This is a genomic window from Clostridium gasigenes, assembly GCF_017348895.1.
GTDB lineage: Bacteria > Bacillota > Clostridia > Clostridiales > Clostridiaceae > Clostridium > Clostridium gasigenes.
Map to the genome: position 1 here is coordinate 3,561,264 of NZ_CP071376.1, position 19,223 is coordinate 3,580,486.

The following is a 19,223-nucleotide window of genomic DNA, read 5'->3' on the forward strand; positions in this document are numbered from 1 at the left end:
TTCCGGAAAATTTCTTCTGCTTTATTCTATATATACAAACCTTTTCCATTTCCATATTTTTCGATACATATTTATTTCAAATCTTTGTATTTTGTATCACAGTAATTCATTACTTCAATTCCCTTCTCTCAAAATTACTTATATCCGATAAAATATAAATAATCTTTACTTCGCTATTATCTACTATTATAAATTAATTATAACATATTTTGTAAATATAGTATTTTTTATCTAGTTATCAATATCTACATACTGTTCATTTTCTTTGAATTGCGAACAAAAAAACATCGCATATTCAGCAATGGATAATGCGATATTTAAGTCTGTTATTTATTTTTATTAATTCGTAGTATATTAAAATTATTTCTATGTTACTTATTCAGTAATCTTTAGTGGAATCTTTAACTCTATAATTGAGTCTTGATTTTCATCAATTATCTCTACACTAACCTCATTAACAACTGTTTTAAAACAATTATCTATATTCTTTGTATCATTAGTTGCAATTTTAAAAATTTCATTATCATCTAAACAACCTACTGTCATATGAGGTAAGAAGTTACCACATTTTAACCATTCAGGATAGTGAACTTCCAAAATTCCTGTATATAATTTTTCATGCAATTTAATAATTTTATCATTCCCTTTTTGTATTCCTAAAAACAGATAATTCCCAAATGATTTAACTGGAGTAATACCTTGAAGAATAACTTCAAATGGTTTAATTTCACTTACTACAGATGATATATGTTTTTTTAAATCGCCTGTTTCTATATCACTTTTAAATGGAAATACCAGTGTTATATGAGGTCTTACATTCTTTGCTAAAGGGTCATACTTATCTCTTATTCCATCAATTATTTTTACATTTTCAAACTTAGGAAAAATCATAATACATCTTTTTAACATTTTTATCCCCTCCATCTTAATGAACAATAGAAGAAAATTATTCATTACAATTAGAATTAAGTAGATGAATTACTTCATTAAGACTTGTTAACTTGGAATATAATATACTCAATATTTCCTCTGTAGGCTCAATTAAGTCAGGTATCATTACTGGTTTTAACTTAGCAGAATATGAAGAATTAATTCCATTTGGAGAATCCTCAAGCGCTAGACACTCTGATGGGATAACTCCTAATAATTCAGTAGCTTTTAAATAAATATCTGGTGCAGGTTTACTATTTTCAACCATATCTCCACATACTATTACATCAAAATATTCTGTAATATTGGCTCTTTTAAAATGCCTAAGTGCAACTTCTTTATTTGATGATGTTGCTACTGCAATCTTATAATTGTTCTCTCTTAAGTAACTTAATAACTCAATTAATCCTGGCTTCAAAGGTATGCCATAGTCATTAAAATAATCATGGAAAAATTCTTTTGCATGCTCACTTAAATCTTCCTCAGTAACCTTATCTCCATACTCTTCAATAAAAACTTTCCTGGCACTTTTAATATTCATACCTAAAGTTTTATAAACCATATGCCCCATTTTATCCATACCAAGTTTTTCTCCAGCATAATCCCAAGCTTGAATTGTTAGCCTTTCTGTATCAAACATCAGTCCATCCATATCAAATACTACGGCTTTTATCATTTCTTTCTCCCTATAAGTAAAATTTCCACAACACGTAACTGTTTCACAATATTATACTATTACAACTCAATTATACCATATTTTACAAATATAACATTGTTCAATTTTTAAAGATCATATTTTATTATCTAATTCGCACTTTCCACATACTGTTCATTTTCATTGAATTGCTAATTAAAAAATACCGCATATTCACCCCTGAATAATGTGATATTTCAATCTGTTATTTATTTATAGTAATTCGTAGTATACGAAGCGAGTAAATTATACACATAAACCTTACTCAAATATATTTACTGTTTTTAAAATGAAAATCGCACATTCTCTTTCCCTCACCAATAGTACCACTTCGTTCAAATGTAATATTAGGCAAATAACCACTAAATGACGTTGTATCATTGGCACAAAAGACTGTACACAACTCAGGGTGTCCATACTGACTTGTAACTTCAAAATACACACACCTTTTAAGATTAAAATGAACCTCTTTATTATCGTATCTGACCCACTCTGTTTCCCATCCCTCATCAGGAAAATTCTTTCCCATAACCTTCTTACTACACAATTTAAACAGATAATAACTAAACGGCATTTTCCCAAGTTTTTCGTTCTTTTTCTTTGAAAGCGTAGCATGTTTCTGTGTTTCTTCAAGCGTGTTTGCATATGCATCATTAGTTGAAAAACTATATTCAAGCAAAGCCATATAATATGCAAGGACAGGAAAAATATTTTTTGTCATATGCTCTTTTATTACATCGCTATTCCTGTAATCCGCTTCATCTTTCATTTTCCGGAAAATTTCTTCTGCTTTATTCTATATATACAAACCTTTTCCATTTCCATATTTTTCGATACATATTTATTTCAAATCTTTGTATTTTGTATCACAGTAATTCATTACTTCAATTCCCTTCTCTCAAAATTACTTATATCCGATAAAATATAAATAATCTTTACTTCGCTATTATCTACTATTATAAATTAATTATAACATATTTTGTAAATATAGTATTTTTTATCTAGTTACAAGTATCTACATACTGTTCATTTCCCTTTAATTGCGAACAAAAAATACCGCATACTCAACAATGAATAATGCGATATTTAAGTCTTTTATTTTTTTTTATTAATTCATAGTGTCCTAAAATTATTTCTTTAAAGTTAATTTAACTCACCCTATAAATTGGAATTTAATTGTAGCATTATGATTATTTGGTGAGGTTATGCACGAAAACCCTCCGCTCTTTTTGTTGTCATTATTATTGCTTTTTGAGTTTAACCGTTGTAGTCGTGCCCATAGCTGAAGCTTCATAGCTTAATATGCCGTTTTGGTATGTCATAGTTTTAGTATCATCACTCGAAGCAAGCAAAGCACTTTTAGTTTTACTATGGTCATTTTCCGAAGTCCATGAATAAGGTTCGTCAGCAGTTGTTGGAGCGACGAAAGAACCAGCCCAATAAAGTGATTTTGTGTCGCCACCATCACTTACCCAGTAAATTGCAATCGTATCACCAATTATTGTTGCAGCTTGATAAGAGTTATCAGATTTGCTATTTTCTTGTTTCCATTCACCCGTCAAGTCAGGTATTTGCTTTTCAGGGGCATTACCGCTATTGTCCGAGCTTGTCAGCTTGGAGCTACACCCAGTAAATATTGCTATTAGTAGAACCACGCAAAGGCTAATTTCCGCCAGTTTTTTCATTTTCATTATCCTCCTATTTTTTAGTATAGTCTTAACTTAATCTATCAATCACAATACCATTAATCATCACCTTAGCCAAAAACATATAGAATATTCTTATATATGTAATGTGGACATATAACATAAGAATATTTATTACATCCATCTTCCCAAGGAAGGGCCAAATACCCTCCAGACAACGATTGTTGGTAGTTAATACATTCATCCTCCTTATAATTTTTTAAAAAAACTCGATACATCCTTCTATTTACAACTTTTCTTACTAATTTGCATATCGTTTTCATCTATAGCAATCACTATCTCTCTAGATGTTATAATATTTTTCAAAAGAAAATACTCGCTAATATTACAAATTTATTTTAACATATTATAACACATTTTGTAAATATCACATTATTCAATTTTAAATAATACGGTGTTTTAAATAATTATTCAGTTTTTATTGTTGTGACGTTAAGTTATAACTTTATGAATTAATTCAGCTTCAAATTATGTTCATTTCTAAATTTCGTCTAAAAAAATCTGAAAGCGATAAATGTGCTCCTATGCAACAAATTACCACAAAAATTATATAGAGATTTTTCATCCCGTAAAGAAACGCATCTTCCTTACCAATCACATAATCTGAAACATGCTACCCTAGATTTTGACTCATAAAACTATATAAGCTTGTTGTTGAAATCGTAATCCCCACAATTTGACTCTTGCTTTATAATAAATCTACATAAAGTGATTTATTATTTTTTTATACCTATATAAATTACACAAGTCCTATCCACAATATATTAACATCCATAAAATTTTAGATATTTTTCAATATTTGATTGTATATATTCAGCACTGTGATTACCAGGGAATATATAATTTCGAGAATTTATTCCTTTTTCTTTCAATATTTTATGTAAAATTGAACAACCTTCATAAAATCTACCTTCATCTTTATCTCCAGAATCAAGATAGACATCAATATCAGAAGAGATATTATTGTTTCTTGCAATATATATTGGATCATATTTTTCCCATATACCCATGCCTTTATAATATGACTTGTCTTCATCTTCAAGTTCCAGTTCTAAAGCAGGCATATGCCCTCCTACTTTTGAAAACATATGCTGATGTCTAAATGCATTGTGAAGAGCTGCATAACCTCCAGCAGATATCCCACCTATATATCTCCCTTTTCTATCTTTTATAGTATTAAAAGTTTTATCTGTTAAAGATACCATCTCTTTTATAAAGCAATGTTCATACATTCCTAAATTTATGACTCTATTATTATCTCCAGAATCAGGCACTTCTTTACAGCTTAAGGATGAATTCAAACCTCGGCTGTTTTCAATTCTTGGACATACAATTATCATTGGCTTAATTTCCCCATATTTTATCATTCGATCAGCTTTAGTGTTTATATCCATTTCAAACATTATATTTTCACTCCCACTTCTTCCATGTAGAAAATATAATACAGGTAAACGAGTTAAACTATTATAGCATTCAGGTAAATACACCACCATTGGAATTTCTTTACCAAGTACATCGCTATAAAAATTCACTTTTTCTACTTTTGATTTATTCATTTTGTACTACCTCATTTACTATTACAACTCAGCTTATTACTAATTATTCAATATAAAAATTTTTTTCCAGTTTAACATGCTTTTTATTATCTAAAACTAATTCTATTATTTCTGTAGCTGTATTTACATCAACAAAATCAATCTTATAACCATATGTTTTTAACATATGCTTATAATACTTCGTCGCATCTTTGACTTGTTATTTCTTTTCACAACCCTTACTAACTTCTTATGTTTAAAAACCCATTATTTCAAATGTACCTTCATCAATATGCAATTTAATGTCAATATCTGCTTTTTTATAACCTATTATTTTTATACGATTATCACCTTTTTTTATAGGTAAAGTTATTGATGTTTCTCCCTCCATAATAGCTTTTTCTATATTTTCTACAAGAGTAACAACTGTACCATCAGGCGATATTAAAACAATTTTTGCTTTTCCACTATTTACTGATAAATTATATGTCATTTCTAAATCAAAATCCTCATTGCTTTTATATCTCCAAACAGTTCCACTTCCACTTAATTCCACATCGCCTTTATAGCTTTCAGTTTCTATAGTTTCATTACTTTTATCTAATCCAAAGCTATCAGATTCATTAGCTATTTTACTATTATCATCATAAATGCTGTCCATACTATTATTACCACATCCAATAAACAAACTAATTATCATACTAACCATAGATATCAATATTATTCTTTTTTTAAAATTCATTTTGACACTCCTCATATCAATCTACGCCTTATCTATACGCTTAACCATTATTATAAGCAATATTTACATTTATTTTTTCTATAATAAACCAATTATAATATATTTTAAATTATATGTATTAACTTTCAAAACAATGTTATTTATATATTAACCATCTTAAAATGTTATGAACTAAAAAACACCACATATTCATTTAAATAATACGGCTTTTTAAGAAATTACTTAATTATATAGTTGTTGTATCTTATATGAAAATTGTGAACTAACTTTATTTGACCAATTCTAAATACTTACTAATAACTAATTCTTCTAAACATTTTGATGAGTGGATAGCAAATTATATTCTAAATTGTTTTAGCTATAAAGGATATTATTTGAGCTGCTGGAACTAATAAAATCTGTGCTAAAATCGTACCTACTATTAGTCCGCCAACAATAAAAATTATACATCTATCAAATTGCAATTGAGTACATTCTCCTTTGATTACATCATCTGTTAGAATTGATATATATGGATCGATGAATATAACCATAAGTATTGTTGACAGCCCATTTATCACAGCTGACAATGTACTGCATGTTGTTCTTAATTCTGGATTTAAGCATCCTGCATACAGTGATGCCAAAACACCAACAGTTGATATTGAAAATGCTAAAGTGTTAAGTAAAATAATTTTTTTCGGCATAATTTTCAAAAATTTCAAATGTGACAAATTTTCTTTTTTAGGTCTTGTAACACTATTTTTAAATTGCAATATCCCTGATTTCGAGAACCCATGTAATAATAATTTAGGTATAGAACGATTAATACTAAATGATTCGACAGCCTTCACAAAAATTTTTATAAAGGTTGGCATTAATGCCGAGCCAATAATCGTCGCAAGTGTTGTCGATAATAATATCCATCTGAATGTAGATAATAAACTTTGGGGATTTCCTGTTTTTATAGTATTTTCAATTGTTTTAGCCAATAACGGCGCTTGAACACTGTTTGCAGTTCTAGAAATTAATGCAAAAATATTAAATACTGCAAAAGATACTGCTATTCTTCCTGTTCTTACAGCAACAATTCTTACAGAATAAGCTAGCGTTGAAATTATAGAAATTATAACTGTAAGAATTAAAACTATTATTACTTGTGTAGACATTTACTTTCCACCATCCATTCTTCTACCTTAATTCATCCTATTCTACGAGTGCTCTTTAAGCTCACTCATTCTACCCATATTGTAACATATTTTTACAATATCCTACTATTCAATTTTCATTAACAATTTCTACATATTGCTCTCCACCTTTATTTTAACCTAATCGCTATATCTGTCTGCTCATAAATAAATTCATGACCTACCATAATAGAATTTGCCAGGTATTTTTTCTTTTAGAATAGTCATAACTTTATCATAATCACTCGTTTTAAAATGAAATGTTTGCTCCATAAATCTACCTGATAACTCAATCTTTATATCCTTTGAACTAATTACCATAACTTTTTCAATTTCATTCCATAATATAATCTCTTTATATTTATACATTGATATGAAACCTTTTGAGTTAATTCCTTGTTTAATCCACATGCTTACAAACATAAAAATGCCTAATATTCCTGTTATGTAATGCATCCAAGTATTCGCATAAAAATATATAATTCCAATGAAAATAATCACAGCAAACAATACAGTAATAATTTCCACATAACTCTTTCTTGTTGATATTATTAATTCTTTTATATATCTTAACTGTTTTAAAATAATAGCAATAAAAAACAATGGGATGACAATGTCAATAACACCCATTAAAAACATCTCCTTCTAATCTCTAGTTATTATATATCGTATTGTAATATTCCATCCGCACTTCTACACAAATCTATCTTTAATAATTTTACTCTTTCCTATTGCAATTACATTATACCCATCATTAACAATGCCTCCTATTTTCATTGGAACTCCATTAGTAATAAGGATTAGTACCCCACTTATAAAAGTAGAAATTAAAACTGTATTTACAACATTGTTCCAATCATTTAACAAATATATTAGAATACATAAAATCGAAATTAAAGCATTAATCAATTATAAATGATTTTTTCTTTCCTTTTTTATTTTTAGGATATTCCCGAATACGGCTTATATAGTCAATATTTATTATTTCAGAAGAATTTCCTGTTTTTATAGAAATCCAGTTGTTTTCCAAGGATTCAATTACTCCTGAAATTTGCGCTCGAAAAGTATAAATCAAACATTCTTTCCCAATAAAATTTTTAATTATCTCATTCATTTCTATTACTCCTTCTTTCTTCTTCTTTATTTTTTTAATTATATATTTTTGCCATTCTTTTTCCTTTCTTACTGCCATTACATAACATATAAATATACAAATATAAATTGCTGTATTCAATTACTGTGACCTCCAATTATACAATTATTTAAATTTTAAATATTTTATTTCATAATATCCTACAATATTTTATTTAGCCCCTCTATTTTCCTTTATAGTACTATTATAACATATTTTTATATATGCTTTTTCATATCCAATTTTTAGCCCTGTAAGCGCCTTTACTGTATAGAAACTAGTCTGATGTGTAGACCTTCTAAATTTATAAAATTCTACAAAAGCCATTTTACAATATTCGCTAGTTTGACTGAATATTTTTACTACCGTATAATTAATACCATACATCTTTAAATAAATAACATTCTAAATATTATTTAACTTGTTATTTGGAGATGTCTTATATATTTACCTAACTTTAAGGGGGCTGCATAATGAACTTAAAAATATTAAATAAAAGTACCGAAGAAAGAAGAGATTTAATTTTAAATGGATCTATTACTAAAACTATATTACTCCTATCTATTCCGGCATTAATGTTTGGAGTGGTCCAATCACTAATGCCTGTTATTGATGGCTTGTTTATAAATAATGTTATTGGAACTACTACCGCTGGAGCTATTTCTTATAGTTCTCCAATTATAAATATGATAACAGCTTTAGCTCAAGGGTTAAGTGTTGCTGCTTCTGCAATTATTGGGCAAAGTAATGGACGAGGTAATTTTCAAAATTCCAAAAAAATTTCAACTCAAATAATTGTTTTTGCATTTTTACTTGGCTGCGTTTTAGCACCTATTCTAGCTATTTTAGCTTATCCTGTTTCAAAAGGCGTAAGCACTGAAATGTCTAAAACTGTTTTTACATATCTTTCTTTATCATCTTTAGTTTTACCATTTTCATTTTTAGAATCTATTTATAATTCTATAAAAAATGCAAATGGTAAGCCTGAAGCAACTTTTATACGAATGATTATTATGCTAATATTAAAGGTTATCTTTAATAGCATATTTATTCTTGTTTTTAATTTAGGTATAGTAGGTGCTGTTCTTGCATCTCTTGCTTCAAACATTATTATATCTATATGGATGTTTTATGAACTTTTTGTTTTTGAAGGTGATGATAAGCTTTCATTAAAGGATTTTTCCTTTAAAATTAATATTATAAAAAGCTTACTTAGAATTGGTATTCCATCTATGATTTCTAGTTTAATGGTTAACTTAGGTTTTTTTCTTATAAATAGAGAGGTTGTTAAGTTTGGTGATACAGTTTTGTCTGCACAAGCAATTGCCTCTAATGTAAGTAGCCTTTGCTTTAATATTCCTGCGGCTTTTAGTTTAGCTATTACAACAATGGTTAGCATGAACATAGGCTCTGGAAATGAAAATAAGGCAAAGAAATCTTGCCTTGTAGGTTGTATTGTTAGTTCTATTGCATCTGTTATTATAATTATTATAATGATTCCACTTGTTCCATATTTAACTGTTCTTTTCACAAGAGACCCAGAAGTGCTTGCAATAACTAATAGTTCTTTAAATATTTACATATTTTCTATATTAGGATTTGGTATTTGCATGATTCAGCAAGGTGCATTTATAGGACTTGGTAGAACTCGCATTCCTTTAATAACAAACCTACTTAGATTTTGGCTACTAAGGTACTTGTTTATATTATTAACTGAAAAATACTTAGGCTATTATTCAGTGTTTTATGGCAATTTATTTTCTAACTATTTAACTGCTATAATATCTACAGTTATTATATTTAAAATCCAGTGGAAATCTGGAATAAAATCATCATAAAAAAGTATATAACCAAACTAAGGAGGTAAATTCAATTTGCCTCCTTAGTTTTTTATATAAATTGTAACACTTATTATATTTTAAGCATATTAATTAAGGAGATTATTTTTAAGGAGTATATATGGAAAATAAATTTGAACCACATAAATCATCATTAGGACTAGATGCAAACATAGTTGTATTAATTGCATATCTTGGAGGTATAATTGTAAGTTTTATACCTGGTATAAGTTTTCTTGCCTTTGCAGTTCCTGTTATAATCTACTTTGTAGAAAAGGATAGTAAATTTGTAAAGTTTCATGCAATGCAAGGTGTACTTTTAACTGTAGTAGGTGTAATTTTTTCAATTATAATTAGTATTTTAGTTGGTATCTTTGTAGGACTAGTACTTTTTTCTTCAGCTGTTGGTGCAGTTTCTGTACTAAGCATAACTAGTATCTTCGCTTTAATTGTACCTGTTATTATGTTTATTTTTATGATTATAGCAACAGTTAAAGGTTGGAATTATGAATGTTACGAAATGCCTGTAATAGGTAAGTTGGCTTCTAAAATTGTATTTAAATAATTAAATTTCATTCAAAAAGGAGGTAATTTAAAATTATCTCCTTAGTTTCTTCTAATTTAAAATCAACTATTAACTATAATATTTACTAGTGAATAAAGAAATAAGCAACTACATATAACAGAAATAACCACACAAATAACCTTTATAAATTTTTTCTTTGTTTTTTTAAATAAAAAAATACTTAGTATGGCTCCACCTAAAGGCAATGCAAATTTTATAATTATTGCTATTATAACAATCAAACATAATGTCAATGTAAAGCCAGCATCTCCATAATTTACTTCACTCTGAAATACTAAAATTAGAAACGTAATAACACCGAGAATAATACAGGCCAGTAAAATAGTTGTACATTTCTTGCTTATTCCTTTTAAATAATCAATTTTTCTTTCTTCAACAGGATCTACATCAATTAATGTATTCATATTCTCCCACTCTTTTTTGCAACAAACACATTCTTTTAGATGATCCCTTACTAATTCTTTAGTCTCATTACTAAGAATACCATCTATATAATTTGGCAGTAAATCCTGAACAATTTGACATGATATATTCTTTTTCATCATTAATACCTCCTCTTATAATAAGTTTTATAGTTAGCTTTTAATTAATTTACAGTATATAATCTAAAAGATAACTTTCACTAGTAGCCCCTTATTATTAATAAGAAAAAATGCCCTAATAATAAACCTATTCCAACTAGAGCCCATATTCCTAAAAATGAAATAATCACGTTAGGCCAAAATGCTTTTTCTTTTTTACTAATTGTCTTCTTCCATATCACCGCAATAAATACTCCAAATAAAGGTACTAAATATATTCCTGCAAAGAAAATTATCATTTGTATTAATCCAGAAGTTATAAAGCTTTTCCCCCTTGATTCAACATAAAAGCAAAAAGTTAATATACTTGTTAAAATAATTCCAAGTATAATAACTATAATAAAGGAAGTATTTACTCTTTTTCGTAATTTTTTTATAGACTCAGCCTCATTAATAACTACTTCTCCGTTTTTTTCTCTAATTTCACAATTTTTTTTATATTCATTTGCGCATATCTGACATTCACTTAAATGTTCTTTAACACATATATTAGTTTCTTCACTTGCAATTTCATCTAAATATATAGGTAATAAATCTTGCACCGTATTACATGATAAATCACTCTTCATCTCGCATCCTCCTAATAACTTTTGATTTGCTCCTAAAAAAAGTAACTCTAGCCCAGTTTTCTGTTTTATTAAGTATTTCTCCAATCTCTCTAAAGCTCAAATCACCGGTAAGTCTAAGGTACATAACTTCTTTACTAATATGGTCTAGAGATTGTATCATTTTATATATTTCTTTCTTATTTTCTGAACAAACAACTAGTTCTTCTGTAGAATATATACTATATTCCATATTATAATCAAGGGTAGTTATCTTATTCTTGTTTTTCTTGTTCCATTCTTGATACAAAACATGTTTCGCAATCTGACAAAGCCAAACCGAAATTTTACATTTCCCATTATACTTATTAAGAGACTTCATGGCCCTTACAAAAGTTTCTTGTGTTAACTCTTCTGATAAATCTGCATCACGTGTATAGCTATACAAGAAACGATATACAGTTTGTGCCTGTTCCCTATAAATCCCTTCAATATTATTCACTATTTCACCCCCTATAATATATATCTGGTTTTTAACAATTCCGTTACAAGGCAAATTTAAGAAATTAAAATTTTTTATTTTTTTGCCACTAATATTTCGATAAATTTCCCTTGTTTATTCTAATACTTCCATTATTTTAGATAGCTCAATTATATAAATTACTTTTGCTTCATTATCATTTATTAATTCTTCTTTTTCTTTAGTTACATAATGAAAACAAACTCCTAGTTTTCTTTTAATTATTAGGTTGTAGTCACTTTTTATGATTTTTGAATAATCCTTACTTGCTTGCATTGAAATATTTTTTATCTCTTCATTACTCATTAATCCACTTTTTATTAATTCATTATATATAAGCAATGAAAATAAAATGTTATCATCATATTCTTCTGAAGTACCCATAAATTCCTCAAACCTGTTTAAAACTAATTCTGATACTATTTCTCTAGTTATTAAGTAGCTTCTTTTAATGTTTTTTACTATTGTTTTATTTGTAAACTTATTAGCTAGTTCATCTAATGACGCATCATCTTTAAGTTCTAGTATTATATTAATTCTCTCTAATATTTTATCTCTTTGGAAAAATGTTTCTTGACCTGTACTAACACTTTTCTTTATAAACCATTCTTCTGGAATTATATTTTTTCTTTTCCATCTATATAATTGTCCGTATGATATATTAGTTTTACTTAATAGCTCTTTTTTAGATATTAATTCTTCATGCATTCTCTTTCACCTACTTCACTTCTTTTATCTACTGTTAATGTGCCTGAATATTCAATTTTATTAATATTGCAACCTTCACCAATAACAATATTCTTTCCTCTAACGACTTTACAAATAGTATTTTCAAGATATATAGTATCTCCTTCAATAGAATCACAACTTAATTCTTTCTTTAAAATTGGAAAAATAGAAAATCCAAGTAAACTTAATCCTTTTCTAATTGTTATTTTTTCTCCACCTATTTCACTTATACTTGATTTACCTTCTATATTTATTTCAACTATATCAGCAGATAAAAGTTTTCCAATAACTAATCGTGCACTTGCCTTAAAATCTCTTCCTTCACAAGAACCATCAATATTTAAGTTACCTGAAATTCTTACCTTATCAAAGGTACAATCATTATTCACCTTAGTTGTACCACTAATATTTAATGTAGTTGCTTTAATAAAGTTCACCTTTGTAGAACCACTTATTTGAATTAAATCTGAAGATATTAATCCCCCTTCTGATTTCATTGCTCCAGAAATATTTATATAACCACCTTCTAAATTAGCAAAAGACGTGCAGCTACCCGATGCTATAATCTTATTCCCTTTAGCATCACCCATTATTTTAGTAGCACCTGATAAAATAATTTTGTCATACGCTCCCCCATCTAATCTACCTACGCCACTAATATTAATATTCTTTAATTCACTCATATTACACACTCCTTACCTTTTAAACCTATCTACTCAACGTAACATTGTTACACCTATACCTAAAACAACTAATGATTAATTACTATGAAATAAGAGTATAGCGCAACATTGTTTCATTGTAAATACATTTTTTATATAAAATGTCTATAGTTCAAAAGGTATTCTATATAGCTTATTTTCACAAAACAAATTAACTATATGTACTTTTTTCTATTATTGAAAAAACTGCAATAAAGTTTTAAACTGGTACCTATAGAATGGACAGTTAGAAAAAAAGTGCTAAACATTTATTTAACTGACTCTATTTTATAGGGTCTTTTTTTATTGTAAAATATTTTAAAGGAGGATTGTAGTTATGGGAAGAATCTATTTTACAGATGAACAATTGAAAGATTTATCAGTAAATCCATTTGTAAAAAAAGCTAGTAATAAAGCTATTACTTATACAGATGAATTTAAGGAGTATTATGTTTCTGAATATAATACCGGGAAAATGCCATTAGAAATACTACGGAATGCAGGATTTGATGTTAAGGCTTTAGGAAAACAGAGAGTTGATAATTTATCGCGCCGATTTCTAAGTATGGGAAAACGACAAGAAGGTTTTAGTGACTTAAGGAAGGAAACCTCTGGACGATTAGCTACAAAACATTTGACACCTGATGAACAAATTACACGTCTCAAACATCAAGTTAGATATCTAAAACAAGAAAATGAGTTTCTAAAAAAAATGAATTTTATAAATCGGGAGGCGCAATGGAAGTTCAAGCTAAAACAGAAGAAAAATTCAAAATAATTCAGCAAATGCTTTCACGGAATAATAATTTATTAAATATTAGTTGGCTCTGTGAATATGCAGGGGTATCTAGATCAGGTTATTATAATTGGTTATCTTCTAAAGATCATAGAAATAAAAAAGAGGAAGAAGATAGAAAAGATTTTGAGATTATATTAGCTGCTTATCAGTTTCGTGGATATGACAAAGGTAAACGTGGTATTTACATGAGGCTTCTAAATACTGGGGTACGTATGAACATCAAGAAAATAAGTAGATTGATGAAAAAATTTAATTTAACATGTCCTATTAGAAAAGCAAACCCGTACCGCCGAATGGCAAAGGCCCTAAAAACTAATAATGTTGCTGAAAATTTATTAAATAGAGAATTCACTAACTATGGGGCAAGAATGGTCTTATTAACAGACATTACATATATATCTTATGCCAATAGTCAAAGAGCATATCTTTCAACTATTCTGGATGCTTATACAAAGCAAATTCTAGCATATGTTCTAAGTGAATCTCTAGAAATAGATTTTGTATTAGAAACTGTACATATACTTATTCGTGAACATGGCATTTCTCTGACAAGCGAAACTCTAATTCACTCAGATCAAGGTTGCCATTATACTAGCGTTAAATTTCAAGAGATTATATCAAAGCAAGAAATTAGACAATCGATGTCTCGAAGAGGTAATTGTTGGGACAATGCCCCACAAGAATCCTTCTTCGGACATATGAAAGATGAAATTCACCTTGGAAAATGCAACACATTTAATCTACTGAAACAAGAAACTGATAATTATATTGATTATTACAATAACAATAGATATCAATGGAATTTGGCCAAGCTATCACCAAATAAATACTACGAATATCTAGAAACCGGTGAATATCCGATTAAAATCTAGCTAAACTAATTTTATATATTAATATAATTTAAAGCACTGGTAAATACCTACAAACGGTATAATACCAGTGCTTTCTTGTCATACATCTTCCATGAAAAATATTCCAATTGATTTTTTAGGCGTTTTTTTCTAACTGTCCTTGACATAGGGACCACTTTATTTCAGCTATATTGCAGTTTAATTTCTTTATATTGAAGATGTTAAATCTTTGATTAGTTATTTTCTTCTCTTAAAAACTGATATTATTTCTCTACTTTCACCATATCCCTTATTAGTTGAAAAACACGATACCAATTCCCATCCTTCTTCTCCAAGCTTATTAATTTTACTGTCAAAATCCTCTATTTCTAATATGCCACCTTGAAACCCTTTAGTTTCAACTTTAATACTTACATATTCCCATTTTTCCAAGACTATCACCTCTCAATTCATATATATTTCTTGTTTAACTAATCTTTCTAAATGATAAACTTTTACAGGGTTATTTAAAAACCTCTTTCATATTGCTTAGGTAAATATTCTAATTTTATACCAGTATTTTTAGCTTGGTTTAGAACCCAATTTGGATCTCTTAATAGTTCTCTTCCTATATAAACTAAATCTCCCCTTTTACTTTCAATAATTTCTGTTCCTTCATTACCTGTAGTTATAAGTCCACCTACTATAACTTTTATATTAGCATTATTTTTTATATATTCCCCTGCTGGTATTTGATAACCTGGGTAAATATTTATTTTTGCTGGCACCACGGCTCCAGTACTTATATCTACTATATCTATACCTAAATCTTTAACTAACAAAATAATTTTAGCCATATCTTCTTTTGTGTTTCCACCCTTTTCATAATCTTCTGCTGAAACTCTAAGCATTATAGCTTTATCATTTGGCCAAACTTCTTTTACTTTTAGAATAACTTCTTTTAAGAATCTTACTCTATTTTCAATATTTCCACCATATTCATCATTTCTTTTATTAGATAATGGTGATAAGAATTCTGATATTAAATATCCATGAGCCCCATGTATTTCTATAAAATCAAATCCTGCATCATCTGCCCTTTTAGCTGCATTTTTAAATTTTTCTGCAACTTCTGCAATATCTTTCTTTGTCATTTCCCTTGGTGTTTTTAAAGTTTTTTCTTCTTCATTGAAATGAATTGCAGATGGTCCAATAACATCTTCACTTAAAACAGAGCACTTTCTACCTGCATGCCCAAGTTGAATTCCTGAAACTGCTCCATATTTCTTTATACTATCTGATATTTTTCTTAAACCTTCTATATGAGAATCATCCCATATACCAAGATCTCTATTAGAAATTCTACCTCTTGTTTCTACGCCTGTAGCTTCAATAATAATAGCGCCTACTCCGCCTATTGCCCTAGCTGTATAATGAATTTCATGAAAATCATTTGCATAACCTTCACTATCTGCACAGTACATACACATAGGTGCCATAACTATTCTATTTCTAAATATTAGGTTCTTAACTTTAAGCTCTTTAAAAATCCCCTTCATAATTACTCCTTTCAATGCTTTTTATATATTTAAACATATTTTTCAAGTTCAATCTCTTCTTTCTTTATTATATCTTAAAGACAATTAAAATAGATTATAAAAATAAAAATATTATAATATGAAGTAAATGGTAACATGTGCATAAAATAGGAATAAGTTAATTATAGATAATAAGTAATTTGGAGGTAAATATGTATCTATCAATACCAGATGCTTTTTTGGTACCAATTTGTTATGATAAAGAAGATATTTTCTATATTAAAGAAACAGTAATATTACAACAACGTAATGGTAATATTTATTTTGCAAATAGAAAGGATATAGTAATTGGTATATCTTTACCTACTCAAAGAGAAGAACGCTGGGTTAGGGATAGGGACGTTATGGAAGGATATGCACAAGGAAAAGGGATTCCTGTAAATATTAAGGTTTCTGATACTGATTTAGCACAGCAAGCTTCACAAGTAGATGAACTAATATTAGACGGAATAGATGTATTGATTTTGGCACCTACAGATTCGGATGCTGCAGCAGATATGGTTGAAAAGGCCCACAAAGCGGGAATCAAGGTAATATCCTATGATAGACTTATAAAAAACAGTGATATAGATTTATTTATAACTTTTGATAGTCTAAGGGTCGGAGAGCTTCAAGGAAGATTCCTTATTGAGAATGCTCCAAAAGGGAACTATATTATTCTGTCAGGAGATGCTGATGATAATAATGCTAAGTTGTTAAAAGAAGGTGCAATGAAATATATAAACCCCTTAGTTAATAAAGGAGATATAAAAATAGTTACAGATCAAGCAGTAGATAACTGGGACCCCAAAAATGCTTTTATTATAGTAAGGGATTCTTTAATTGCTAATAACAATAAAATTGATGCGATATTAGCACCAAATGATGCCATAGCAGGAGCTGCAATTGAAGCATTGTCAGAAAAAGGTTTAGCAGGTAAGGTTCCCATAACAGGACAAGATGCAGAATTAGCAGCGGCGCAAAGAATAGTTGAAGGAACTCAACCAATTACAGTATTTAAAGACACTAGACAATTAGGTAAGGCGGCTATAGATGCTGCAATAAAAATTGCTAATGGGGAAGCTATAGATATAAATAATACTGTATATAACGGTAAAATTAATGTACCTGCAATACTTATGTCACCAGTAATTGTAAATAAGTATAATCTAGATAAAATTCTTATAGACAGTGGCTATTTAAATAAAAAAGATGTTTATAAGAAGCCCAATCAAACAGAGCAACTATTATAGTATGTCTCTATTAAAATTAAAATATATTAACGTAACAATAATAACCTTGAAGCATAAATTTAATTATTTATGCCTCTTCTATTTCTACTTTTTTTCATTCCTCTTGTTGCATCTAATGGTATTTTAACCATACTTACTAAAGAAACTATTACAATTAGAAATGCTATTATTATAGGAATTGAAATATTATCTAAAGTTATTAATTGAACTTTTCTTCCTAATAACCCTATTATCACAAAAGATATGGTTATTAAAACATACGCAATGAAAAATAGTATTGCTGATTTTTTATTATCAACCTTTTCACTTGAACTTTTAGCAATAAACTTTAAAACCCCAATTGCAACTATTAAAGCTATTATGCTATTCATAATTGGTGCTAGTGTGATTGTATATTTTATATTGATTAAATCACTTAATTCATTTGGCTTACTACTTAAAACTAAAATTACTATATCTAATGCAAAAAAGAACACTATTGCATAAATCATATTTGGAATGTGGTCTATAAGCATTTTAAGCTTATAATTCTTTACACTATCCTTGTAGGAGGCTATAACTTCTTTACAAAACTCCTTATAATCACCTATAATCTCAAATAAATTTTCGCCTCTATCCTGCGCCCCTAGAAGTATTTCATTAATATCATTTATTGCTTCTTCAGCATCATAAGCCGTTAACTCCACTCTAATATAACATACAATATTTGTTACTAAATCCTCATATTTATCATCTATCTTCATCATATTCTTATAATTATTTTTTATTTCTTTACTAGTCTTACTCATCATTTACACCCCTTTATAATTTTTTAAAATACCATCTACAAAATACTTGAACTCAATCCATGTATTTTCAAATTCACTAAGTTCTTCTTCTCCCTGCTGTGTAAGTGAATAATATTTTCTCTGTGGTCCAAAAGGAGATTCTTTTTTCTCAGACTTCAGACTTTTTCGTTTTTCTAATCTAGTAAGAAGTGGATAAATAGTGCCTTCTGTACATTTGCCAAAACCAAAGTTTCTAATCTCTGTAACAACTTCATATCCATAAGTTTCACCCTTATGCTTAACTATTTTTAAAATGCAGCCTTCGAGTACTCCTTTTAACAATTGTGATTTATTTTGCATATTAGCCTCCTTACTATGCAATACATAATAGCTTTTCTAAAAAATATACTTACTTTATAAAATATGATAGTTAGTTATTTTTATAGGTATTATGTTTTACATAGTACCATAATATTATTACTATAATTATTTGTCAATAATAATTTATATATTAAAAATGTTATTCCAAAATTCCTCTATAACAAAAAGACTTAACTACCTTTTATTTGGTATCTAAGTCTTTTGTTATATT

The 19,223-nt window shown here is 28.2% G+C and carries 26 protein-coding genes; 5 read left to right on the top strand and 21 right to left on the bottom strand.

Annotation, left to right across the window (positions count from 1 at the left end):
- Positions 1-375: 375 nt before the first annotated feature.
- The 12 genes from J1C67_RS16705 to J1C67_RS16755 all read right to left on the bottom strand — a co-directional run bounded on the left by J1C67_RS16705 (position 376) and on the right by J1C67_RS16755 (position 8,232).
- Positions 376-909: a 2'-5' RNA ligase family protein gene (locus J1C67_RS16705; protein ID WP_167865304.1), complete on the bottom strand. Its 534-nt coding sequence runs from the start codon at positions 907-909 to the stop codon at positions 376-378.
- Positions 910-946: 37 nt separating this feature from the next.
- A complete protein-coding gene (locus tag J1C67_RS16710) occupies positions 947-1,606 on the bottom strand; it encodes an HAD family hydrolase (RefSeq protein WP_167865305.1) in 660 nt (219 codons plus the stop codon).
- Between the two features lie 283 nt (positions 1,607-1,889).
- Positions 1,890-2,393, bottom strand: a complete 504-nt coding sequence (locus tag J1C67_RS16715; RefSeq protein WP_207253530.1) for an L-2-amino-thiazoline-4-carboxylic acid hydrolase — start codon at positions 2,391-2,393, stop codon at positions 1,890-1,892.
- 472 nt (positions 2,394-2,865) lie between these two features.
- Entirely contained in the window at positions 2,866-3,309 is a 444-nt protein-coding gene (locus tag J1C67_RS16720) for a hypothetical protein (protein WP_243176632.1), read from the bottom strand.
- 785 nt (positions 3,310-4,094) lie between these two features.
- On the bottom strand, positions 4,095-4,886 hold the full coding sequence (locus J1C67_RS16725) for an alpha/beta hydrolase (RefSeq protein ID WP_167865308.1): 792 nt from the start codon (positions 4,884-4,886) through the stop codon (positions 4,095-4,097).
- A 43-nt stretch (positions 4,887-4,929) separates the two neighbouring features.
- Positions 4,930-5,052, bottom strand: coding sequence for a hypothetical protein (locus J1C67_RS19745; RefSeq protein WP_279286151.1), 123 nt, complete (start codon positions 5,050-5,052; stop codon positions 4,930-4,932).
- 69 nt (positions 5,053-5,121) lie between these two features.
- Positions 5,122-5,607, bottom strand: a complete 486-nt coding sequence (locus J1C67_RS16730) for a 50S ribosomal protein L7ae (protein WP_167865309.1) — start codon at positions 5,605-5,607, stop codon at positions 5,122-5,124.
- Positions 5,608-5,951: 344 nt separating this feature from the next.
- Positions 5,952-6,755 carry a lipid II flippase Amj family protein gene (locus J1C67_RS16735; RefSeq protein ID WP_089972733.1) on the bottom strand — a complete coding sequence of 268 codons (804 nt, stop codon included), beginning with the start codon at positions 6,753-6,755 and terminating at the stop codon, positions 5,952-5,954.
- A gap of 192 nt (positions 6,756-6,947) precedes the next feature.
- Complete coding sequence (locus tag J1C67_RS16740) at positions 6,948-7,403, bottom strand: hypothetical protein (protein WP_167865310.1); 456 nt, start codon at positions 7,401-7,403, stop codon at positions 6,948-6,950.
- A 63-nt stretch (positions 7,404-7,466) separates the two neighbouring features.
- Positions 7,467-7,640, bottom strand: coding sequence for a hypothetical protein (locus tag J1C67_RS16745; RefSeq protein WP_167865311.1), 174 nt, complete (start codon positions 7,638-7,640; stop codon positions 7,467-7,469).
- 34 nt (positions 7,641-7,674) lie between these two features.
- On the bottom strand, positions 7,675-8,007 hold the full coding sequence (locus J1C67_RS16750; protein ID WP_167865312.1) for a DUF6897 domain-containing protein: 333 nt from the start codon (positions 8,005-8,007) through the stop codon (positions 7,675-7,677).
- A 69-nt stretch (positions 8,008-8,076) separates the two neighbouring features.
- The gene (locus J1C67_RS16755; RefSeq protein ID WP_207253531.1) at positions 8,077-8,232 is read right to left on the bottom strand and encodes a hypothetical protein; all 156 of its coding nucleotides are present in this window, start codon (positions 8,230-8,232) and stop codon (positions 8,077-8,079) included.
- Positions 8,233-8,378: 146 nt separating this feature from the next.
- Between J1C67_RS16755 and J1C67_RS16760 the strand changes: the two genes are divergently transcribed.
- Positions 8,379-9,743: an MATE family efflux transporter gene (locus J1C67_RS16760; RefSeq protein ID WP_089972721.1), complete on the top strand. Its 1,365-nt coding sequence runs from the start codon at positions 8,379-8,381 to the stop codon at positions 9,741-9,743.
- A gap of 121 nt (positions 9,744-9,864) precedes the next feature.
- Positions 9,865-10,308 carry a magnetosome magnetite crystal formation protein family gene (locus J1C67_RS16765; protein ID WP_089972716.1) on the top strand — a complete coding sequence of 148 codons (444 nt, stop codon included), beginning with the start codon at positions 9,865-9,867 and terminating at the stop codon, positions 10,306-10,308.
- Positions 10,309-10,370: 62 nt separating this feature from the next.
- Here the strand turns inward: J1C67_RS16765 and J1C67_RS16770 are convergent, their stop codons facing one another.
- The 5 genes from J1C67_RS16770 to J1C67_RS16790 form a co-directional block, all read right to left on the bottom strand.
- On the bottom strand, positions 10,371-10,871 hold the full coding sequence (locus J1C67_RS16770) for a zf-HC2 domain-containing protein (protein ID WP_167865314.1): 501 nt from the start codon (positions 10,869-10,871) through the stop codon (positions 10,371-10,373).
- A gap of 80 nt (positions 10,872-10,951) precedes the next feature.
- Complete coding sequence (locus J1C67_RS16775) at positions 10,952-11,479, bottom strand: zf-HC2 domain-containing protein (RefSeq protein ID WP_089972710.1); 528 nt, start codon at positions 11,477-11,479, stop codon at positions 10,952-10,954.
- Positions 11,469-11,957, bottom strand: coding sequence for an RNA polymerase sigma factor (locus J1C67_RS16780; protein ID WP_242874012.1), 489 nt, complete (start codon positions 11,955-11,957; stop codon positions 11,469-11,471). The genes J1C67_RS16775 and J1C67_RS16780 overlap by 11 nt, the downstream gene beginning before the upstream one ends.
- Positions 11,958-12,071: 114 nt before the next feature.
- Complete coding sequence (locus J1C67_RS16785; RefSeq protein WP_167865315.1) at positions 12,072-12,683, bottom strand: DUF4004 family protein; 612 nt, start codon at positions 12,681-12,683, stop codon at positions 12,072-12,074.
- A complete protein-coding gene (locus J1C67_RS16790; protein ID WP_089972703.1) occupies positions 12,668-13,387 on the bottom strand; it encodes a hypothetical protein in 720 nt (239 codons plus the stop codon). Before J1C67_RS16790 ends, J1C67_RS16785 begins: the two co-directional genes overlap by 16 nt.
- A 355-nt stretch (positions 13,388-13,742) precedes the next feature.
- On the opposite strand from J1C67_RS16790, the gene J1C67_RS16795 reads away from it, so the two are divergent.
- Both J1C67_RS16795 and J1C67_RS16800 read left to right on the top strand, forming a co-directional pair.
- On the top strand, positions 13,743-14,183 hold the full coding sequence (locus tag J1C67_RS16795; protein WP_167867717.1) for an HTH domain-containing protein: 441 nt from the start codon (positions 13,743-13,745) through the stop codon (positions 14,181-14,183).
- The gene (locus J1C67_RS16800; RefSeq protein ID WP_207253499.1) at positions 14,144-15,076 is read left to right on the top strand and encodes an IS3 family transposase; all 933 of its coding nucleotides are present in this window, start codon (positions 14,144-14,146) and stop codon (positions 15,074-15,076) included. Before J1C67_RS16795 ends, J1C67_RS16800 begins: the two co-directional genes overlap by 40 nt.
- 216 nt (positions 15,077-15,292) lie before the next feature.
- Here the strand turns inward: J1C67_RS16800 and J1C67_RS16805 are convergent, their stop codons facing one another.
- Complete coding sequence (locus J1C67_RS16805) at positions 15,293-15,496, bottom strand: DUF4177 domain-containing protein (RefSeq protein ID WP_242873960.1); 204 nt, start codon at positions 15,494-15,496, stop codon at positions 15,293-15,295.
- A 65-nt stretch (positions 15,497-15,561) separates the two neighbouring features.
- Complete coding sequence (namA, locus tag J1C67_RS16810; RefSeq protein ID WP_089967619.1) at positions 15,562-16,593, bottom strand: NADPH dehydrogenase NamA; 1,032 nt, start codon at positions 16,591-16,593, stop codon at positions 15,562-15,564.
- Between the two features lie 191 nt (positions 16,594-16,784).
- On the opposite strand from namA, the gene J1C67_RS16815 reads away from it, so the two are divergent.
- Positions 16,785-17,864, top strand: coding sequence for a sugar ABC transporter substrate-binding protein (locus J1C67_RS16815; protein ID WP_167865585.1), 1,080 nt, complete (start codon positions 16,785-16,787; stop codon positions 17,862-17,864).
- A 59-nt stretch (positions 17,865-17,923) separates the two neighbouring features.
- Here J1C67_RS16815 and J1C67_RS16820 read toward each other — a convergent pair whose 3' ends face one another.
- Positions 17,924-18,652, bottom strand: a complete 729-nt coding sequence (locus J1C67_RS16820) for a hypothetical protein (RefSeq protein WP_139164828.1) — start codon at positions 18,650-18,652, stop codon at positions 17,924-17,926.
- 3 nt (positions 18,653-18,655) lie between these two features.
- Positions 18,656-18,991 (bottom strand): PadR family transcriptional regulator, encoded by a 336-nt coding sequence (locus tag J1C67_RS16825; protein ID WP_089967625.1) that lies wholly within the window; start codon positions 18,989-18,991, stop codon positions 18,656-18,658.
- Positions 18,992-19,223 lie beyond the last annotated feature (232 nt).

Excerpts from the sequence above, each read along its gene's own strand:
- J1C67_RS16705 (WP_167865304.1), bottom strand. The coding sequence starts at position 909 with ATGTTAAAAAGATGTATTATGATTTTTCCTAAGTTTGAAAATGTAAAA.
- J1C67_RS16710 (WP_167865305.1), bottom strand. The coding sequence starts at position 1,606 with ATGATAAAAGCCGTAGTATTTGATATGGATGGACTGATGTTTGATACA.
- J1C67_RS16715 (WP_207253530.1), bottom strand. The coding sequence starts at position 2,393 with ATGAAAGATGAAGCGGATTACAGGAATAGCGATGTAATAAAAGAGCAT.
- J1C67_RS16720 (WP_243176632.1), bottom strand. The coding sequence starts at position 3,309 with ATGAAAAAACTGGCGGAAATTAGCCTTTGCGTGGTTCTACTAATAGCA.
- J1C67_RS16725 (WP_167865308.1), bottom strand. The coding sequence starts at position 4,886 with ATGAATAAATCAAAAGTAGAAAAAGTGAATTTTTATAGCGATGTACTT.
- J1C67_RS19745 (WP_279286151.1), bottom strand. The coding sequence starts at position 5,052 with ATGTTAAAAACATATGGTTATAAGATTGATTTTGTTGATGTAAATACA.
- J1C67_RS16730 (WP_167865309.1), bottom strand. The coding sequence starts at position 5,607 with ATGAATTTTAAAAAAAGAATAATATTGATATCTATGGTTAGTATGATA.
- J1C67_RS16735 (WP_089972733.1), bottom strand. The coding sequence starts at position 6,755 with ATGTCTACACAAGTAATAATAGTTTTAATTCTTACAGTTATAATTTCT.
- J1C67_RS16740 (WP_167865310.1), bottom strand. The coding sequence starts at position 7,403 with ATGGGTGTTATTGACATTGTCATCCCATTGTTTTTTATTGCTATTATT.
- J1C67_RS16755 (WP_207253531.1), bottom strand. The coding sequence starts at position 8,232 with ATGGCTTTTGTAGAATTTTATAAATTTAGAAGGTCTACACATCAGACT.
- J1C67_RS16760 (WP_089972721.1), top strand. The coding sequence starts at position 8,379 with ATGAACTTAAAAATATTAAATAAAAGTACCGAAGAAAGAAGAGATTTA.
- J1C67_RS16765 (WP_089972716.1), top strand. The coding sequence starts at position 9,865 with ATGGAAAATAAATTTGAACCACATAAATCATCATTAGGACTAGATGCA.
- J1C67_RS16770 (WP_167865314.1), bottom strand. The coding sequence starts at position 10,871 with ATGAAAAAGAATATATCATGTCAAATTGTTCAGGATTTACTGCCAAAT.
- J1C67_RS16775 (WP_089972710.1), bottom strand. The coding sequence starts at position 11,479 with ATGAAGAGTGATTTATCATGTAATACGGTGCAAGATTTATTACCTATA.
- J1C67_RS16785 (WP_167865315.1), bottom strand. The coding sequence starts at position 12,683 with ATGCATGAAGAATTAATATCTAAAAAAGAGCTATTAAGTAAAACTAAT.
- J1C67_RS16790 (WP_089972703.1), bottom strand. The coding sequence starts at position 13,387 with ATGAGTGAATTAAAGAATATTAATATTAGTGGCGTAGGTAGATTAGAT.
- J1C67_RS16795 (WP_167867717.1), top strand. The coding sequence starts at position 13,743 with ATGGGAAGAATCTATTTTACAGATGAACAATTGAAAGATTTATCAGTA.
- J1C67_RS16800 (WP_207253499.1), top strand. The coding sequence starts at position 14,144 with ATGGAAGTTCAAGCTAAAACAGAAGAAAAATTCAAAATAATTCAGCAA.
- namA (WP_089967619.1), bottom strand. The coding sequence starts at position 16,593 with ATGAAGGGGATTTTTAAAGAGCTTAAAGTTAAGAACCTAATATTTAGA.
- J1C67_RS16815 (WP_167865585.1), top strand. The coding sequence starts at position 16,785 with ATGTATCTATCAATACCAGATGCTTTTTTGGTACCAATTTGTTATGAT.
- J1C67_RS16820 (WP_139164828.1), bottom strand. The coding sequence starts at position 18,652 with ATGAGTAAGACTAGTAAAGAAATAAAAAATAATTATAAGAATATGATG.
- J1C67_RS16825 (WP_089967625.1), bottom strand. The coding sequence starts at position 18,991 with ATGCAAAATAAATCACAATTGTTAAAAGGAGTACTCGAAGGCTGCATT.